Annotated in this window: 12 protein-coding genes; 7 read left to right on the forward strand and 5 right to left on the reverse strand. The window is 63.6% G+C overall.

Annotated features, from left to right (window positions below):
• Positions 1 to 12: 12 nt before the first annotated feature.
• A complete protein-coding gene (locus DBIPINDM_RS16485) occupies positions 13 to 2,097 on the reverse strand; it encodes a hydantoinase/oxoprolinase family protein (protein WP_258588233.1) in 2,085 nt (694 codons plus the stop codon).
• Positions 2,098 to 2,317: 220 nt separating this feature from the next.
• Between DBIPINDM_RS16485 and DBIPINDM_RS16490 the strand changes: the two genes are divergently transcribed.
• From DBIPINDM_RS16490 to DBIPINDM_RS16520, 7 genes are all read left to right on the forward strand, one after another.
• Positions 2,318 to 3,145, forward strand: coding sequence for a ferredoxin--NADP reductase (locus DBIPINDM_RS16490; RefSeq protein ID WP_258588234.1), 828 nt, complete (start codon positions 2,318 to 2,320; stop codon positions 3,143 to 3,145).
• 782 nt (positions 3,146 to 3,927) lie between these two features.
• Positions 3,928 to 4,830, forward strand: coding sequence for an efflux RND transporter periplasmic adaptor subunit (locus DBIPINDM_RS16495; RefSeq protein ID WP_258588235.1), 903 nt, complete (start codon positions 3,928 to 3,930; stop codon positions 4,828 to 4,830).
• Complete coding sequence (locus DBIPINDM_RS16500) at positions 4,830 to 7,988, forward strand: efflux RND transporter permease subunit (protein ID WP_258588236.1); 3,159 nt, start codon at positions 4,830 to 4,832, stop codon at positions 7,986 to 7,988. Before DBIPINDM_RS16495 ends, DBIPINDM_RS16500 begins: the two co-directional genes overlap by 1 nt.
• Before the next feature lie 96 nt (positions 7,989 to 8,084).
• A complete protein-coding gene (deoC, locus tag DBIPINDM_RS16505) occupies positions 8,085 to 9,140 on the forward strand; it encodes a deoxyribose-phosphate aldolase (RefSeq protein ID WP_038651093.1) in 1,056 nt (351 codons plus the stop codon).
• A 67-nt stretch (positions 9,141 to 9,207) separates the two neighbouring features.
• Positions 9,208 to 11,580: an aldehyde dehydrogenase family protein gene (locus DBIPINDM_RS16510; protein WP_258588237.1), complete on the forward strand. Its 2,373-nt coding sequence runs from the start codon at positions 9,208 to 9,210 to the stop codon at positions 11,578 to 11,580.
• Positions 11,581 to 11,770: 190 nt separating this feature from the next.
• Entirely contained in the window at positions 11,771 to 12,502 is a 732-nt protein-coding gene (locus tag DBIPINDM_RS16515) for an SDR family oxidoreductase (RefSeq protein ID WP_258588238.1), read from the forward strand.
• A 26-nt stretch (positions 12,503 to 12,528) separates the two neighbouring features.
• Positions 12,529 to 13,374 (forward strand): fumarylacetoacetate hydrolase family protein, encoded by an 846-nt coding sequence (locus DBIPINDM_RS16520; protein ID WP_258588239.1) that lies wholly within the window; start codon positions 12,529 to 12,531, stop codon positions 13,372 to 13,374.
• A 173-nt stretch (positions 13,375 to 13,547) separates the two neighbouring features.
• On the opposite strand, the gene DBIPINDM_RS16525 is transcribed toward DBIPINDM_RS16520, so the two are convergent.
• From DBIPINDM_RS16525 to DBIPINDM_RS16540, 4 genes are all read right to left on the reverse strand, one after another.
• A complete protein-coding gene (locus DBIPINDM_RS16525) occupies positions 13,548 to 14,546 on the reverse strand; it encodes an ABC transporter ATP-binding protein (protein WP_258588240.1) in 999 nt (332 codons plus the stop codon).
• Between the two features lie 17 nt (positions 14,547 to 14,563).
• A complete protein-coding gene (locus DBIPINDM_RS16530) occupies positions 14,564 to 15,625 on the reverse strand; it encodes a Gfo/Idh/MocA family protein (protein WP_258588241.1) in 1,062 nt (353 codons plus the stop codon).
• A 248-nt stretch (positions 15,626 to 15,873) separates the two neighbouring features.
• Positions 15,874 to 16,713: a carbohydrate ABC transporter permease gene (locus DBIPINDM_RS16535; RefSeq protein WP_258588242.1), complete on the reverse strand. Its 840-nt coding sequence runs from the start codon at positions 16,711 to 16,713 to the stop codon at positions 15,874 to 15,876.
• Between the two features lie 227 nt (positions 16,714 to 16,940).
• Positions 16,941 to 17,870 carry a carbohydrate ABC transporter permease gene (locus tag DBIPINDM_RS16540; protein ID WP_258588243.1) on the reverse strand — a complete coding sequence of 310 codons (930 nt, stop codon included), beginning with the start codon at positions 17,868 to 17,870 and terminating at the stop codon, positions 16,941 to 16,943.
• Positions 17,871 to 18,036 lie beyond the last annotated feature (166 nt).

The raw sequence follows: 18,036 nt of genomic DNA on the forward strand, positions 1-18,036 counted from the left end.
ATGTCAGGCATCTCAGGCCTCGCCAATGTCGATGATGATGTTGCCGTCGGCGTCCGACCGTGCGCGGTCGCCGGGTTCGAGCACGGTGGTGGCGTCCATCTGTTCGAGGATCGCCGGGCCTTCGATAACCGCATCGAGCGGCAGTTTTTCGCGTGCGTATACCGGCGTGTCGCGCCACTGGCCCGCATACCAGACCGGCCGGATTTCGCGCCGCGCCTCGTCGAGCGTCTTGGCACGTCCGGCCGGGTCGATCAGGCGCGACAGATCGATCGCCGGGCCCACACCGGTGACCGAGGTGTTGAGGTTGACCAGATTGGCGCGGATTTCCGGCAGCTCGACCTTGAAGCGGGCGAAATAGGCTTTTTCGAACAACGCTTGCAATTCCTGCCGGGTCACCGACGACGACGGCAGCGGCACGTTGATGATGTGGGTCTGACCGACGAACTGCATGTCGGCGGAGTGGGTGACACGGATCGTCTCCGGCTTTACTGCTTCCTTGCCGATCAGCTCTTCGCCTTCGTTTCGGTGCCGTTCCAATACCGAATGGAGCTGGGATTCATCGAGCACGGCCACCGGCTGGTTGATGGTGTTGACGAAGTCATGGCGCAGATCGGCGACGACGCAGCCGAGCGCATTGGTGATGCCGGGACGCGCCGGCACCAGCACACGGGGCAGGCCAAGCTCGCGCGCCAAAGCGGTCGCATGCAGCGGCCCGGCGCCGCCGAAAGCGAACAGCGCGAAATCGCGCGGGTCATGGCCGCGCGACACCGACACCATGCGGATGGCGCCGGCCATCTTCATGTTGCCGAGCCTGAGCACGGCACCCGCCGCCTCGACGCCGGACAGGCCGGTCGCCTTGCCGATCTTGTCTTCGAAAATCCCGGTGACGCGCTCTGATGTGACCGGGTTTTCGACCGCCAGCAGCTTTTTCGGCGCCAGCCGGCCGAGCACCAGATTGGCGTCGGTGATGGTCGGCTCGAGGCCGCCGCGGCCGTAGCAGATCGGGCCGGGATTGGCGCCGGCACTTTCCGGGCCAATCTGGATCAGGCCGGCCGCATCGACACGCGCGATCGAGCCGCCGCCGGCGCCGACCGTGTGCACCGCCACCATCGGCACATGGATGGGCATGGCATATTCGATCTCGATCTCGTTGGAGACCGCCGGCTCGGCGTTGCGGATCAGCGCCACGTCGGTCGAGGTGCCGCCCATGTCGTAGGTGACGAGATTTTCGAAGCCGGCGCGCTTGCCCGTATAGGCGGCGGCGATGACGCCGGAGGCGGGGCCGGACATGACGGTCTTGGCCGATTCACGTGTGACGAAGCGGGCCGAGATCATGCCGCCATTGCCGTTCATGATCAGGAAGTCGCGGGCATAGCCTTTTGCGGCCAGTTCCTTGCGCAACCGCTCGACATAGCGTTCGAGGATCGGCTGCACGGAGGCATTGACCGACGCGGTGACGCCGCGCTCGAATTCGCGCGCTTCCGACAGCAGCGCATGGCCCGTGGTGATGTAGCTATTCGGCCAGAGCTCGGCGGCGATTTCGGCGGCACGTCGCTCATGCAAAGGGTTGGCGTAGGAATGCAGGAAATGGATGACGAGGGATTCGCAGCCGGCCGCGATCAGCGTCTTAACCGCCTCGCGCATCTCGGCTTCGTCCAGCGGCGTGCGCACCGCACCCGAGGCCTCGACGCGCTCCGACACTTCGAGCCTGAGATTGCGCGGGATGATCGGGACGAAGCTGCCGGTCATGCCATAGGGTTGAGGCCGGGTGCGCCGGCCAAGCTCGATCACGTCGCGAAAGCCGCGCGTGGTGATCATGCCGGTCCTGGCTAGCCGGCGTTCCAGCACGGCGTTGGTGGTGGTGGTCGTGCCATGCACGATGAGGTCGATGCCGTCGATCGCAAAACCGGTGGCGCCAAGTGCTGAAACCACGCCGAAGGCCTGGTTGTCGACCGTGGTCGGGGTCTTGGCGATGTGCACCTTGCCGCCGCCCTTGCCATCGATCAGAAGCAGGTCGGTGAAGGTCCCGCCGACATCGATGCCGGCAACAACATTTCCCTGGGAATCGCGCGCTTGCGCGGGAAAATTCTCTTTCATCGTCGAAACCCGAAATGCTGGGACTACGGATATGCGTCAGTTTGGAAAGGTGTTTTAAGGTAGCATCTTGACGCAAATATCGTTTGTATACTAATAAATTCAGGACACAAGAGCTTACCGCTTTGGAGTGTGCGAACAGCACGCCGGGACCTGAACGGTCCGGGCGCGCAGGTGAAAGTTTGGCGCCCGCGTCCTTGGTTGGGCCAGAAAGTTGGATTTGATGAACACCACATCCGCTCTCAACACCGCCAGCGCCCGCCCGCTGCAATTTCCGATTCCGGCCAATGTCTATGCCGAAACCGTCGTCTCGGTGAAGCACTACACCGACCGGCTGTTCTCGTTCCGCATCACCCGTCCGCAGTCGCTGCGTTTCCGCTCCGGCGAGTTCGTCATGATCGGCCTGCCCAATGCCGAGAAGCCGGTTTACCGCGCCTATTCGGTGGCGAGCCCGGCCTGGGACGAAGAGCTGGAATTCTTCTCGATCAAGGTGCCGGACGGCCCGCTGACCTCGGAACTGCAGAAAATCCAGGTCGGCGACACCGTCATCATGCGCCAGAAGTCGACCGGCACGCTGGTGGTCGACGCGCTGACCCCGGCCAAGCGGCTGTTCATGATCTCGACCGGCACCGGCATCGCACCCTTCGCCAGCCTGCTGCGCGACCCCGACACCTATGAGAAATTCGATCAGCTGATCCTGACCCACACCTGCCGCGACAATGCCGAGCTGACCTATGGCCAGGAATTGGTGGCGGCGCTGGAAAGCGATCCGCTGATCGGCGAACTGACTGCTGGGCGCGTCACGCTCTACAATTCGACGACCCGCGAAGAGTCGGCCTGCATGGGCCGCATCACCGCGCTGATCGGCTCGGGCAAATTCTACGCCGACCTCGGCATCGAGAAGCTCAATCCCGAGACCGACCGCATCATGATCTGCGGCTCGATGCATATGCTGAAGGACGTCAAGGAACTCGCCGAAAGCCTCGGCTTCCAGGAAGGCTCGCTCAGCCATCCCGCGACTTTCGTCGTCGAGCGCGCCTTCGTCGGCTGAGGCCTGCTACCCACCCTGTGGACGTGCAGCTTTCCGGGCGAATGTCTGATACCGGATAGCCTGCTGGCATAGTTCGGGCCACTCCATCCCAATCGTGAACCAGGCAAGCGCGCGCCTGTCGCCGCATGCCGGCCATATCTGATTCCAGGCCAGGCAAACTGTGCCCTGGAATGGCAATGACGACGTCCGCCACGTCGCCTGGGCCGGCGTATCGATGGGCGGTTGAGAAGCGCCTCGCATCCCCGGTCGGTCGAGGCTCCAACGGATCATCGGAGTAACTTTATCGCGATGGTGCATTCAACGCGGCCTCACGCATCCTTGAATGCTGCGGCGCAACATGACCGACTTGTAACCTGACAGGACCGGGTCCTCGGGACTACTCTCCCGGTGATCGACACGGTCGCTCCTAACCCCCAACCATCCTGAAAAGGCTTGATATTCTTGCCCGCAGGTGGACGGAATCATGACTATTTCCACAACACAGCAAGCCAGGCGAAACCGACCCATGCGTTCTCGGCGTATCGTCCTATTGACCACAATCCTCCTCTTGAGCGGCGGCTACGGGATATGGCGCAACCACGCCGACGGCGTGGCAAGGGCAGCCGCTGCCACTCAGTCGTCGCAGCCCGCACCCAAGGTCCCGGTCACCGTGGCCACCGTGCAAAAGGCCGATTTCCCGCTTTACCTCTACGGGCTCGGAACGGTGACGCCGCTGAACAATGTCAGCATCTCAAGCCGCGTCGCCGGTGTCGTCCACGCAGGTTCCGGTCGAGGAGGGGCAGATGGTCAAGCAGGGCGACCTGCTCGCCGTGATCGACCCCCGCCCCTATCAGGCGGTGCTCGACCAGGCGAAAGCCAAGGAGGCGGAGGACGAAGCGACGCTCAAGAATGCGCAAGTCGTCCTCAAACGCCTTTCCACGCTCCTGCAAAAGACCTTCGAAACGCAGCAGGATGTCGATAACCAGCAGGCTGTGGTCAACTCCACCGCGGCCACGATCGAGGGCGATAAGGCGGCTATCGAGGCGGCCCAGCTCAACCTCGATTTCACCAGCATCACCGCGCCGCTGAGCGGCAAGACGAGCTTCCGCACCATCGACCCCGGCAACATCGTGCAGATTGGTCAAAGCCCCGGGCTTTTCACCGTCGTGCAGCTTCAGCCTATCTATGTGTCGTTCACGGAACCGCAGGACAACGTTCCGACCATCAACAAGGTTTTCGCGACTGGCCCGGTTTCGATCGACACGCTGGGCGCGGATATGAAGACCGTGCTGGCGAGCGGCAAGCTGGAGGCAGTGCAGAACGCAGTCGACCAGGCTTCCGGCACGATTTCGTTCAGGGCGACATTCGCAAACCAGGACGATGCGTTATGGCCGGGCTTGTCCGTCAACACACGCATACATATCGGCACGATGGAAGGCGCGATCGTGGTGCCGGACGAAGCCGTCCAGCATGGCCCTGACGGGCTCTTCGCCTATGTCGTCGGCGACGACGGCAAGGTCCGTCGTCAGACCGTCAAGACGGGTCCTTCGGACGGCGGCGAAACGGTCGTCACCGACGGCCTCAGCCAGGGGCAACGTGTCGTCGTTGGTGGTCAATACCGGGTGGTTGACGGCGCAAGCGTCGATCCGACGCCGGCTTCCGGCGCCGGACAGGCGCAGAACGGCGCTGCCGGAGGTGCAAGCTGATGGCAGCCATCGGTGTTTCCACGCCTTTCATCCGCTATCCCGTCGCCACGTCGCTGCTGATGATCGGCGTGCTGTTCGTCGGCGTGGTCGCTTATCTCAACCTGCCGGTCGCGGCGATGCCGAACGTCGACTTTCCGACGATCCAGGTGTCGACCAGCCTGCCAGGCGCCGACCCGATCACAATCGCGTCGTCGGTGACCCAGCCACTCGAGACGCAGTTCGCGCAGATTCCCGGCATCGCCGAAATGACTTCGAGCAGCCTGTCCGGCTCCAGCCAGATCACCTTGCAATTCGCTCTCGACGTCGACATCGCATCGGCCGCCGGACTGGTGCAGTCGGCCATCAATGCCGCCGGTGGACAGCTGCCGAAGAACCTTCCCAATCCGCCCACCTACAGGGAGGTCAACCCAACGGATTCGCCGATCATGCTGATTGGCGCGAGTTCGACCGACTTGCCGCTGACGACGTTGAGCGACGACGTCTACACCAAGCTCGCGCAGGTGATCAGCCATGTCGACGGCGTCGGCCAGGTGCTGGTCGGCGGCCAGCAGACGCCCTCGATCCGCGTCCAGCTCGATCCGGCCAAGCTCGCGGCAAGGGGGCTGTCGCTGGAAGCGGTGCGCACTCCGCTGTCGATCGGTACGGTGGACCTGCCCAAGGGCAACATCCAGGGCGAAGTGCGCTCCTTCACCATCTTCTCCAACGACCAGATGACCGCGGCCGATGACTGGAACAACGCCATCATCGCCTATCGCGATGGAGCGCCGGTGCGGGTCAAGGATGTCGGCCGGGCCGTGCTCGACGCGCAGGACTACACCCAGGCCGGCTGGACCGACACGACGCGCGGCGTCGTCCTCGTCATTTTCAAGGAGCCCGGCGCCAACATCATCGACACGGTCGACAAGATCAAGGCGGAGCTGCCTATGCTGACCGCCTCGATGCCGGCTTCGCTGAAGCTGCAGGTGCTTTCCGACCGGACGCAGACCATCCGCGCCTCGGTGGCGGACGTGCAGTTCACGCTGATGCTCACCATCGGGATGGTGGTGATGGTGATCTTCCTGTTCCTGCGCAATGTCTGGGCGACGGCGATCCCGGCCTTCACCGTGCCGCTGGCGCTGCTTGGCGCATGCGCCCTGATGTGGTCCGCCGGCTACAGCATCGACAATCTGTCGCTGATGGCGTTGACGATCTCGATCGGCTTTGTCGTCGACGACGCCATCGTCATGCTGGAGAACATCGTTCGTTACATCGAGCACGGCGAGAAACCGATGGATGCCGCTATCCGCGGCGCCAGCGAGATCGGCTTCACCATCATGTCGATCTCGATTTCGCTGGTGGCGGTGCTGATCCCGCTGCTCTTGATGAGCGGCATCATCGGCCGCCTGTTCAAGGAATTCGCGGTGACGCTGGCCATGACCATTCTGGTTTCGGCCTGTGTTTCGCTGACGCTGACGCCGATGCTGGCCTCGCGTTTCATCAAGCCGACGAACGAGGAGCATCACGGCAGGCTCTACCGGTGGAGCGAAAGTGTTTTCGACGGCATGCTGCGCGCCTACGAACGCGGCCTCGACCGGGCGCTTGGGCATCGTTTCATCACGCTGCTGGTGTTCCTGACCTGCGTGGGGCTTACCGGCTATTTCTTCACGCTGGTTCCCAGCGGCTTCTTCCCGCAGCAGGACACCGGCCTGATTTTCGGCCAGGTGATCGCCGGGCAGGATGTCTCCACCGGACAGATGCAGTCCTACATGGCGCAATTTGCCGGGATCGTCTCCAAGGATCCAGCGGTGGCGCATTTCGCGGCATCGACGGGCGGCAATGGCAATACGCAGAACACCGGCCGCATGTTCATCCAATTGAAGCCGCGCGACGAGCGCGACGTTTCGGCCGACCAGATCATCCGGCGGCTGCAGCCGAAGCTTGCGGCCGTCCAGGGCGCGCGCCTGTTCATGCAGGCCTCGCAGGACGTGCGCGTCGGCGCCAGGCTGTCGGCGTCGCAATACCAGTACGTGCTGGAAAGCAGCGACCTCGACACGCTCGACGACTGGGCGCCCAAGCTGTTGACGGCCTTGCAGCGCCTGCCCGAATTGCGGGACGTCTCGACCGACCAGATGAGCTCCGGCACGACTCTGACACTGCAGGTCGATCGCAACCAGGCCGCCCGCTACGGCCTGACGGCGAACGATGTCGACAACACGCTCAACGACGCCTTCGGCCAGCGCCAGGTCGCCCAGTACTTCACGCAGCTTTCGACCTATGACGTGATCCTGGAGGTGCTGCCTTCGCTGCGCGGCAACCTCAAGGCGCTCGACCAGATCTATCTGACGACATCGAGCGGTTCGCAGGTGCCGCTCTCGGCCATCGCCAAATGGACGACGAAGCCGGTGCAGCCGCTGGTCATCAACCATGAAGGCCAGTTCCCGTCGGTCACGATCAGCTTCAACCTGGCGCCCAACGTCGCGCTTGGCCAGGCCACCGCCGCGATCGACAGGGCCGCCGCCGAGATGCGGCTGCCGGCGACCATCCAGACCAATTACACGGGAACGGCGCAGGCCTTTCAGCAGTCGCTGTCTTCAGTGCCGGTGCTTATCCTCGGCGCCCTGGTCGTGGTCTATTTGATCCTCGGCATCCTCTACGAAAGCTACGTCCACCCGCTGACCATTCTCTCCACGCTGCCCTCCGCCGGGCTTGGCGCGCTGGGCACGCTGCTCGTCTTCCATATGGAGTTCAACCTGATCGGCCTGATCGGCGTCATCCTGCTCATCGGCATCGTCAAGAAGAACGGGATCATGATGGTGGACTTCGCCATCGCGGCCGAGCGGGACCAGCATCTCAGTTCGCTGGAATCAATCCGCCAGGCCTGCCTGCTGCGGTTCCGGCCGATCATGATGACCGCCATGGTTTCCATGCTGGGCGCGCTGCCGCTGATGCTGGAGAACGGCACGGGAGCGGAAATCCGTCAGCCGCTCGGCTACACCATGTTCGGCGGTCTGCTTGTCAGCCAGGCGCTGACGCTGTTCACCACGCCGGTGATCTATCTCTATCTCGACGACCTCTCTCATTGGCTCACCTCATTCCGCAAGCATGAGCAGGATGACGGCGAACCCGAACACATCGAGGCTGAAATCGGCCCGCCTGGGCGTAAGCTGGCGGCCGAATAGCTGCCTCGACGCGCGGGCCGGCATCAGACAGGACAGGCTTGTGGCCTCGACCCGAACGATCGTGTAAGTATCGCCCTAAACGAGAAAGGGCAGGAAATGAGCAACACGATCCGCGAAGCCGAGCCTGGCACCAGCGCGTCCAAGGTGACGCCGCTGCCGGCCCGCGCCGCCGCCAACACACCCGTCCCGCTGGACCATCGCATCGCGCGCAATCCCGGCATGAAGCTCGACCTCGGCTTCATGGAATCGGTGCGCAGCGTCAACCGCTCGGCGCTGGAACGCCGCGTCGCCAGCCTGACCAAGCGGCGCTCGATCAAAGCCGACAACCAGGCGGCCTGGCTGCTGCGCGCCGTCGCCTGCATGGATCTGACGACGCTGAATTCCAATGACACCGAAGAGCGCGTGCGCCGGCTTTGCGCCAAGGCGATCAACCCTTTCCGCCGCGACATCGTCGAGGGCCTCGGCATTGCGGGCGAAACCATCCGGCCGGCGGCCGTCTGCGTCTATCATCCCTTCGTCGCCACCGCGGTGGACGCCGTGCGCGGCACCGGCATTCATGTCGCCGCCGTCTCCACCGCCTTTCCGCACGGTCTTGCGCCGCTGTCGACCCGCCTGCAGGAGATCGAGGCTTCGGTGCGCGACGGCGCCGACGAGATCGACGTCGTCATTCCGCGCGGGCTGGTATTCGGCGCCAAGTGGCGGGAGCTTTACAACGAGATCGTTTCGATGCGCGCCGCCTGCGGTGACGCGCATCTGAAGGTCATTTTGGGCACCGGCGACCTTGCCACTTTGCGCAACGTCATGCTGGCCTCGATGGTGGCGATGATGGCCGGCGCCGATTTCATCAAGACCTCGACCGGCAAGGAAAGCGTCAATGCGACACTGCCCGTTGGCCTCGCCATGGTGCGTGCCATCAGGGCCTATTTCGAGGAAACCGGCTATCTCATCGGCTTCAAGCCGGCCGGCGGTATTTCCACCGCGAAAGCCTCGCTCGACTGGTTGGTGCTGATGAAGGAAGAACTCGGCCGGCCATGGCTGGAGCCGGAGTTGTTCCGCTTCGGCGCGTCGAGCCTGCTGACCGACATAGAGCGGCAGCTCGAGCACCACCTGACCGGTCACTATTCGGCCAATCACCGCCACGCAATGGCTTGAGCACCCACCCCGATCGGCTTGGCCGATCGACCCTTCCCGCTAAGAGGGAGGGTGAAGGAGGCACCCCATGAACATTCTCGACCGCTATCACGCCATGGAATACGGCCCGGCGCCGGAAGCCCGCAACGAGGCCGATGCGTGGCTTGCCGCGCGCGATTTCGGCAAGGCGCTGTTCATCGACGGCGGCTGGGAAGCCGCGACCGGCGGCAAGACTTTCGACACCAGCGAGCCGTCCTCCGGCAAACTGCTGGCCAAAGTCTCTGACGCCAGTGCCCCCGATATCGACGCAGCGGTTGCGGCGGCCACGAAGGCGCTGCCGAAATGGAGTGTCAGTTCCGGTTACACCAGGGCAAAGGTGCTCTATGCCATCGGCCGCGCCATGCAGCGGCATCAGCGCCTGTTCGCGGTGCTGGAGTCGATCGACAATGGCAAGCCGATCCGCGAAAGCCGCGACATCGACGTGCCGCTGGCAATCCGCCATTTCATCCACCATGCCGGCTGGGCGCAGGCGCTGGATCGGGATTTCCCCGGCCAAAAGGGCGTCGGCGTCGTCGGCCAGATCATTCCGTGGAATTTCCCGCTGTTGATGCTGGCCTGGAAGATCGCGCCCGCACTTGCCGCCGGCTGCACGGTGGTGCTGAAGCCGGCCGAGTTCACGCCGCTGACAGCCATCCTGTTTGCCGAAATCTGCGAACGCGCCGGCGTGCCGAAAGGCGTCGTCAACATCGTGCAGGGCGGACCAGAAGCGGGAGCGGCCATCGTCAACCATCCCGGCATCCAGAAGATCGCCTTCACCGGTTCTTCCGAGGTCGGCAAGATTATCCGCAAGGCGACTGCCGGCTCAGGCAAGAAACTGTCGCTGGAGCTTGGCGGCAAGTCGGCCTTCATCGTTTTCGAGGACGCCGATCTCGACAGCGCCGTCGAAGGCCTGGTCGACGGCATCTGGTTCAACCAGGGCCAGGTCTGCTGTGCCGGTTCGCGGCTCTTGGTGCAAGAAGGCATCGCCGATGCTTTGATCGCCAAGGTCAAGACGCGGATGAGCCGGCTGCGCGTCGGCAGCCCGCTCGACAAGAACACCGATATCGGCCCGCTGGTCGACGCCACACAGCTCGACCGCGTCAAGGGTCTGGTCGCCGAGGGCGCGAAACAGGGCGCCGTCTGCTGGCAGCCGGATGCGGTGCTGCCGTCCTCCGGCTACTACCATCTGCCGACGCTCGCCACTGGTGTTTCGCCGGCTAATATCCTGGCGCAAGAGGAAGTATTCGGACCGGTTCTGGCGACGATGACCTTCCGCAACACCGAGGAAGCGATCGAGCTCGCCAACAACACCCGCTACGGCCTCGCGGCGTCCGTGTGGAGCGAGAATGTCAACCTCGCGCTCCATGTCGCGCCGCAGCTGAAGGCCGGCGTCGTCTGGGTCAACGGCACCAACATGTTCGACGCCGCCTGCGGCTTTGGCGGCTACCGCGAAAGCGGCTTCGGCCGCGAGGGTGGGCGCGAAGGCATGTTCGAATATCTCACGGCAAAACTGGCGCTCGGCCCGGTCATCAAGCCGGCGACGCTCTCGGCGCAGCCCGTCGAGCAGGCCGATGACGCGGCGATCGATCGCACGGCAAAACTGTTCATCGGCGGCAAGCAGGTGCGCCCGGACGGCAATTATTCGCTGGCCGTCGCCACCGCCAAGGGCAAGTTGGCCGGCGAGGTCGGGCTTGGCAGCCGCAAGGACATTCGTGACGCCGTCTCTGCCGCCCGCGCCTGCAAAAGCTGGCCGGAGGCCACCGCCTACAACCGCTCCCAGGTGCTTTACTATCTGGCCGAGAACCTTTCCGGCCGCGCCGGCGAGTTTGCCGCCCGCCTGACCGAACTGACCGGCGCTACGCCCAAGGTCGCGCGGGAAGAAGTAGACCAAACTATCGAACGGCTGTTCCTCTATGCCGGCCTTGCCGACAAGTTCGAGGGCCGCGTGCACCAGCCACCGGCCCGCGCCGTGACCCTGGCGCTGCACGAGCCGGTCGGGGTCGTCGGCATCGTCGCGCCCGACGCATCGCCGCTGCTCGGGCTGATCTCGCTCATCGCGCCGGCGCTGGCCATGGGCAACACCGTCGTCGCGGTGCCGTCCGAGCGCTATCCGTTGCTGGCCACCGATCTCTACCAGGTGATCGAGTATTCCGACGTTCCGGCCGGCGCCATCAACATCGTCACCGGCCGCACGGCGGAACTAGCCGGCGTGCTGGCCAAGCATGACGATGTCGACGGGCTGTGGATATTCGCCGATGCCGAGACCTGCGCCAAGGCGGAAGCCGAGTCCATCGGCAACCTCAAGCGCGTCTGGAGCGGCAATGGCCGCGGCCTCGACTGGGCGTCCGACGAGGCGGCTGGTGACGCGTTCCTGCGCCGCGCCGTCGAGGTGAAGAACGTCTGGGTGCCCTACGGCGACTGACATTTCCATGCTGTCGCAATGGTGATCGTGTTCGGGCTTGACGCCCGGACACATGTTCTTTAACGAGAAAAAACATCTTTATCTGTGAACTGGCTGCGACACAGGCCGCACAATCGAGCCTGACTGGCACATGACGCCTTCGCCGGTCGCCGATAAAGGCAGTTGACCCAAGCAGGCGAGGAAAAAAGGCATGGCGGATCTGGCAGGCAAGGTCGTTGTCATCACGGCAGCGGCGCAAGGCATCGGCAAGGCAAGCGCTCTGGCCTTCGCCAAGGCTGGAGCCACGGTCTACGCCACCGACATCAACGAGACGCTTCTCGCCGAACTCGCCAAGACCTCCGGGATCAAGACCCGCAAGCTGGATGTGCTGAACGACGAGGCGGTCAATGCCGCGTTTGCCGAGATCGGCCGCGTCGACGTGCTGTTCAACTGCGCCGGCTTCGTCCATTCCGGCTCGATCCTCGAGATGAAGGATGGCGATCTCGATTTCGCCCTGAACCTCAATGTGCGCGCCATGGTTCGCACCATCAAGGCCGTACTGCCCGGCATGCTGGAGCGCGGCGATGGCGCCATCATCAACATGTCCTCGCTGGCGAGCTCGACCAAGGGCGTGCCGAACCGCTTCGTCTATGGCCTGAGCAAGGCCGCGGTGATCGGCCTGACCAAGGCGGTCGCCGCCGACTATGTCGGCAAGGGCATACGCTGTAACGCCATCTGCCCCGGCACGGTCGAGAGCCCGTCGCTGCAGGACCGCATGCATGCGCAAGGTGACTACGAAGCTGCCCGCGCCGCCTTCATCGCCCGCCAGCCGATGGGACGGCTCGGCACGCCGGAGGAAATCGCCGATCTCGCCGTCTATCTGGCCGGCGCCACCTATACGTCCGGACAGGCCTATAATATCGACGGCGGCTGGTCGATCTGAACCAATCTGACTGAGGAGAGCATTCTATGAAACTGCTGCGCTATGGCGAGGTGGGGAGCGAACGTCCCGGCCTGCTCGATGCGGATGGAACGATCCGCGATCTCTCCGCCCATGTCGCCGACATTGCCGGCACGGTGCTTCATCCGGCCTCGCTGGAGATGCTGTCGAAGCTCGATGCGAAGTCGCTGCCGGCGGTTTCCGGCAAGCCTCGGCTCGGCGCCTGTGTCGCCGGCACCGGCAAGTTCATATGCATCGGCCTCAACTATTCCGACCACGCCGCCGAAACCGGCGCCACCGTGCCGCCGGAGCCGATCATCTTCATGAAGGCAAGCTCGGCCATTGTCGGCCCGGACGACGACGTGCTGATCCCGCGCGGCTCTGAAAAGACCGACTGGGAAGTCGAGCTCGCCGTGGTCATCGGCAAGACGGCGAAATATGTCAGCGAAGCCGATGCGCTCGATTATGTCGCCGGCTATGCCGTTGCCCACGACGTCTCCGAGCGCGCCTTCCAGGCCGAGCGTCAGGGCCAGTGGACCAAGGGCAAGAGCTGCGACACGTTCGGCCCGACCGGCCCCTGGCTGGTGACCAAGGACGAAGTGGCCGACCCGCAGAACCTCAAGATGTGGCTGACCGTCAACGGTAAGACCATGCAGAACGGCTCGACCAAGACCATGGTCTACGGCGTCGCTTACCTGGTGTCTTATCTCAGTCAGTTCATGTCGCTGCACCCCGGCGACATCATTTCGACAGGCACGCCGCCCGGCGTTGGGCTCGGCATGAAGCCGCCGGTGTTCTTGAAGGCCGGCGATGTGGTAGAGCTGGGCATCGAGGGCCTGGGTCAGCAGAAGCAGACGTTCAAGGCGGACGTGTAAATCTGCCGAATTCCACCGCTGCAGCCCTATGAGGTCCCCCTCATCCGGCCGCTTCGCGGCCACCTTCTCCCCGAGGGGAGAAGAGACTGGCGCCAGCGCTCGTAGTCTCCTCTCCCCTCGAGGAGAGGTCAGCCGAGCGAAGCGGAGGCTGGGTGAGGGGGAGCTGCGCCGCGCTACTTCAGCACCTTCCCATCCGCGCCAAACCGATAGGTCTTCGCCGGATCCGGCGTCGCATAGAGCGTGGCACCCGGCTCGGCGTCATAAACGCCAAAGATGCGCACCGTAATCAGCCCGGCCTTTTCGCAGTCGAGATAAAGGTTGGTGTCGGCACCAAGATGCTCGGCGTGCACGACGGTGCCCTTCCAGCTGCCCGACTTCGTGTCGACCGTCAGATGCTCCGGCCGCACGCCAATGGTCTTGGCCGTTTCGCCGAGCCTGGCACCGTCGACGAAATTCATCTTCGGGGAGCCGATGAAGCCGGCGACGAACTCGTTTGCCGGCGAATTGTAGAGCTCCATAGGGCCACCGATCTGCTCGATCCGGCCGGCATTGAGCACGACGATCTTGTCGGCCAGCGTCATCGCCTCGACCTGGTCGTGGGTGACGTAGATCATCGTTGCCTTCAGCCTGCGGTGCAGCTGCGCGATCTCCAGCCGCGTGTTGACGCGAAGTGCGGCATCGAGGTTCGACAAGGGCTCGTCGAAAAGAAACAGCTTCGGCTCGCGCACAACGGCGCGGCCGATGGCGACGCGCTGGCGCTGGCCGCCGGAGAGCTCGGCCGGCCGCCGTTCCAGATAGGGCTCCAGCGACAGCATCGACGAGGCAATGCCGATGCGGCGATCGATCTCGGCCGCCGGGGTGCCCGCCTGTTTCAGGCCGAGGCCCATATTGTTCTTCACCGTCAGATGCGGGTAGAGCGCATAGGTCTGGAACACCATGGCGATGCCGCGCTTGGCCGGCGGCGTGGCGGAGACATCCGCGCCGTCGATGACCACCCGGCCCGAGGTCGAATCCTCGAGCCCGGCAATGACCCTGAGCAAGGTCGACTTGCCGCAGCCCGACGGGCCGACGAAGACGACGAATTCGCCGTCATTCACTTCGAGGTTGATGCCCTTCAGCACCTCGACCGGCCCGAAGGCCTTCTTTACATTCTCAATCTTCAGCGAGCCCACAATATTTGTTCCTAGCTCTAGAGTTTGACGGCTGCGCCGCTGCGCACGCTCTCGTCGGCTGCGAGGCAGACGGCGAGCGATTTCACCGCGTCGTCCATGTGTTTGGTGAGATCCAGATCCTCGCGGATGGCCTTCAGCACGAAGGCCTGTTCGAGGTCGCAGAGGTCTTGGTGGCCCGGTTCGGCTGCCATCGACAGCATCTGGTCCTCCTTGACGAATTTGCCGTCCGGCCCAGTCGCGGCGCTGTGCAGGCGGATGGTCGAGGTCTTGGTGTGGGTGTCGATGTCGTCGGACTTCACGCCCTCCTTCATGACAATCGACACGCAGCCCTTCGGCGAGATGACATCCTTCACGAAGAAGGCTGTTTCGGAAATCATCGGGCCCCAGCCGGCCTCGTACCAGCCGACCGAACCGTCATCGAACAGCACCTGCAGGTGGCCGTAATTGTACATGGTGGGCGCGACCTCCTCGGTCAGCCGCACGCCCATGCCACGCACCTCGACCGGCCTGGCGTCGGTGATCTGCAGCATGACGTCGAGATAGTGGACGCCGCAGTCGACGATCGGCGACGTCGTCTGCATCAGCTGCTTGTGCGTCTCCCAGGTATGGCCTGAGGATTGCTGGTTGAGGTTCATGCGGAAGACGTAGGGGCCGCCGAGCTTGCGCGCCTCGGCGATCAGCCTGATCCAGGACGGGTGATGGCGCAGGATGTAGCCGATCACCAGTTTTTTGCCATTGGCCTTGGCGGCCGCGACGACGCGCTTGGCGTCGGCGACCGTCGTTGCCAGCGGCTTTTCGACGAAGACGTGGCAGCCGGCTTCGAACGCCTTAACCGCATAGTCGGCATGGCTGTCGGAATAGGTGGCTATGCAGGCGACATCGGGCTTTTCGTTGCGCAAGGCCTCGTCGAAGGAACGACGGATGCCATAGCCCGACAGCCCGTCCGGCAGCGGCACGTCGGAGCGGTTGATGAGCGCGGCGATCTCGAAGCCCGGGTTGGTGTGGTACGCCAGCGCATGGCTGCGGCCCATATTGCCGAGCCCGGCGACGACGGCACGAAGAGGCGATTTAGAGCTCACCTAGCTACTCCAGATATTCGAGTTTCTTCTTGAGAGGGTGTCACCCCGCCCGGCGCTGCGCGCCGACCTCCCCATCGAGGGGAGGTAGGACGTTGGCGCGAACACCCCCACTGCCAAAGAAGCTTCTCCGAAAGGTGCCCCTTGGCGGTCGTGAATGAAGCCGCGACCTTCTACCTCCCCTTGATGGGGAGGTCGGCGCGCAGCGCCGGGTGGGGTGAAGGCTCCAGCAGAGATCTGTAGGGCTCCGCTCACTTGACGGCTCCGGAGGTAATGCCGCGGATCAGCTGCCGCGAGAAGATGACGTAGAGGATCAGCACCGGCATGATCGCCAGCGAGAGTGCAGCCAGGATGGCGTTCCAGTTGGTGACGAACTGGCCGAGGAACAATTGCGCGCCGAGCGTCACCGTCTTGGTTTCTTCCGACGGCGCCAGGATCAGCGGGAACCACAGATCGTTCCAGATCGGGATCATGGTGAAGACGGCGACCGTCGCCATGGACGGCCTGACCAGCGGCAGCACCAGGCGGAAGAAGATGGTGTATTCGGACAGACCATCGATGCGGCCGGCGTTCTTCAGATCGTCGGACACCTGCTTCATGAACTCCGACAGGATGAAGACGGCGAGCGGCAGGCCTTGCGCGGTGTAGACCAGGATCAGCGCCGTCAGCGTGTTGACCAGCCCGCTCGCCACCATCAATTGCAGGATGGCGACGGTGCCGAGCCGGATCGGGATCATGATGCCGAGCGCCAGATAAAGTCCCATCAGCGTGTTGCCGCGAAAGCGGTATTCCGACAGCGAAAACGCCGCCATCGCACCGAACAAAAGCACGAAGAACAGCGAAGCGACGGTGACGACGAGGCTGTTCTGGAAATAATGGATGAAGTCGCCCTGGCCGATGACCGTGGTGTAGCCGATCAGGTCGAAAGTCCCGGGCGTCGGCGGCGTCAGCGGCGCGCCGAAGATGCCGGCGCGGGATTTAAACGAATTCATGATCACCAGGATCACCGGAAACAGCGCGATCGCCGTATAGGTCAGCAGGATCGCGTGTGCGCCGATGGTGCGTGGGAGCGAACGGGTGGCGGTGCTCATTGGGAGGTCTCCTGGACAATCGCGATCCGTGAGGTCGGCGCCCAGGCACCCCCCTCTGCCCTGCCGGGCATCTCCCCCGCAAGGGGGGAGATTGGCAGTTTTGGCGTTGCCGCACGTCTTGCAACGTTGGAGATTGGCGAAGGCCGAAATGACATCCGATCTCCCCCCTTGCGGGGGAGATGGCCGGCAGGCCAGAGGGGGGTGTTTAGCCGTAACATATCCACCCCTCAGAACTGGTAACGACGCAGGCGCGTCTGGACGAGGAAGAGGTAGACGCAGACGCCGCCGAGGATGATCAGGAACATCATCGTGGCGATCGCCGCACCCATGTTGGGATCGCCGACCTGCAGCTGGAAGCCGAAGAAGGCGCGGTAAAGGAAGGTGCCGAGAATGTCGGTCGAATAATTCGGCCCGGCGAGCGCGCCTTGTGCCGTGTAGATCAGGTCGAAGGCGTTGAAATTGCCGACGAAGGTGAGGATCGAGATGATGCCGATCGACGGCAGGATCAGCGGCAGCTTGATCTTCCAGAACTGCGACAGGCCGGTGATGCCGTCGCATTCGGCCGCTTCGATCACCTCTTCGGGGATCGACAGCAGGGCGGCGTAGATCAGCATCATCGGAATGCCGACGAACTGCCAGACCGAGATCAGGCTGAGCGCGGTCAGCGCGTATTGTTCCTTGCCGAGCCATGGTGTGAATAGGCTTTTCAGCCCGACCAGGTCCATCATATGCGGCGCCACGCCCCATAGCGGCGACAGGATCAGCTTCCAGGCGAAGCCGACGATGACGAAGGACAGGATGGTCGGCACGAAGATCGCCGTGCGGTAGAAGGCCGCGAACCGGAGCCTCGGGCTGGACAGAAGCGCCGCCAGCATGACGCCGATCGGATTCTGCACCAGCATGTGGATCATGAAGAACCAGGTGTTGTTCCTGAGCGCGTTCCAGAACCCGACGGACCAGTTGGGATCGCCGAACAGGGCGCGGAAATTGTCCAACCCGACGAAGATCTGGTGCTGCTCGATGTTGCGGAACAGCGACAGCTGCAGCGTGCCGGCCAGCGGCAGGATCATGATCGCCGTGTAGACGAGCAGCGCCGGCGCCAGGAAGACGCCGATGTGCCAGCGGGTCGGTCTTTTCGGTCGTGTTTCTGCGGCCATGAGTTCGGTCCCCGCCGTCTCTCGGTTCCAGACGATGTTGATGCTAGAGCGGTTCACCGTTTCACGGAAACGCCGAGCCGCTCTATCTTTTTTGCACGCAATTCCGGACGGAAAACCGCTTCACACTTTTCCTGGAATTGCTCTAGATGACGCCTCGATGCACGGC

The organism is Mesorhizobium sp. AR02 (genome assembly GCF_024746835.1).
In the GTDB taxonomy this organism is placed as follows: domain Bacteria; phylum Pseudomonadota; class Alphaproteobacteria; order Rhizobiales; family Rhizobiaceae; genus Mesorhizobium.

What these genes read in the sequence shown, in the direction of transcription:
- DBIPINDM_RS16485 (WP_258588233.1), bottom strand. Translation starts at nt 2,097, where the DNA reads ATGAAAGAGAATTTTCCCGCGCAAGCGCGCGATTCCCAGGGAAATGTT.
- DBIPINDM_RS16490 (WP_258588234.1), top strand. Translation starts at nt 2,318, where the DNA reads ATGAACACCACATCCGCTCTCAACACCGCCAGCGCCCGCCCGCTGCAA.
- DBIPINDM_RS16495 (WP_258588235.1), top strand. Translation starts at nt 3,928, where the DNA reads ATGGTCAAGCAGGGCGACCTGCTCGCCGTGATCGACCCCCGCCCCTAT.
- DBIPINDM_RS16500 (WP_258588236.1), top strand. Translation starts at nt 4,830, where the DNA reads ATGGCAGCCATCGGTGTTTCCACGCCTTTCATCCGCTATCCCGTCGCC.
- deoC (WP_038651093.1), top strand. Translation starts at nt 8,085, where the DNA reads ATGAGCAACACGATCCGCGAAGCCGAGCCTGGCACCAGCGCGTCCAAG.
- DBIPINDM_RS16510 (WP_258588237.1), top strand. Translation starts at nt 9,208, where the DNA reads ATGAACATTCTCGACCGCTATCACGCCATGGAATACGGCCCGGCGCCG.
- DBIPINDM_RS16515 (WP_258588238.1), top strand. Translation starts at nt 11,771, where the DNA reads ATGGCGGATCTGGCAGGCAAGGTCGTTGTCATCACGGCAGCGGCGCAA.
- DBIPINDM_RS16520 (WP_258588239.1), top strand. Translation starts at nt 12,529, where the DNA reads ATGAAACTGCTGCGCTATGGCGAGGTGGGGAGCGAACGTCCCGGCCTG.
- DBIPINDM_RS16535 (WP_258588242.1), bottom strand. Translation starts at nt 16,713, where the DNA reads ATGAGCACCGCCACCCGTTCGCTCCCACGCACCATCGGCGCACACGCG.
- DBIPINDM_RS16540 (WP_258588243.1), bottom strand. Translation starts at nt 17,870, where the DNA reads ATGGCCGCAGAAACACGACCGAAAAGACCGACCCGCTGGCACATCGGC.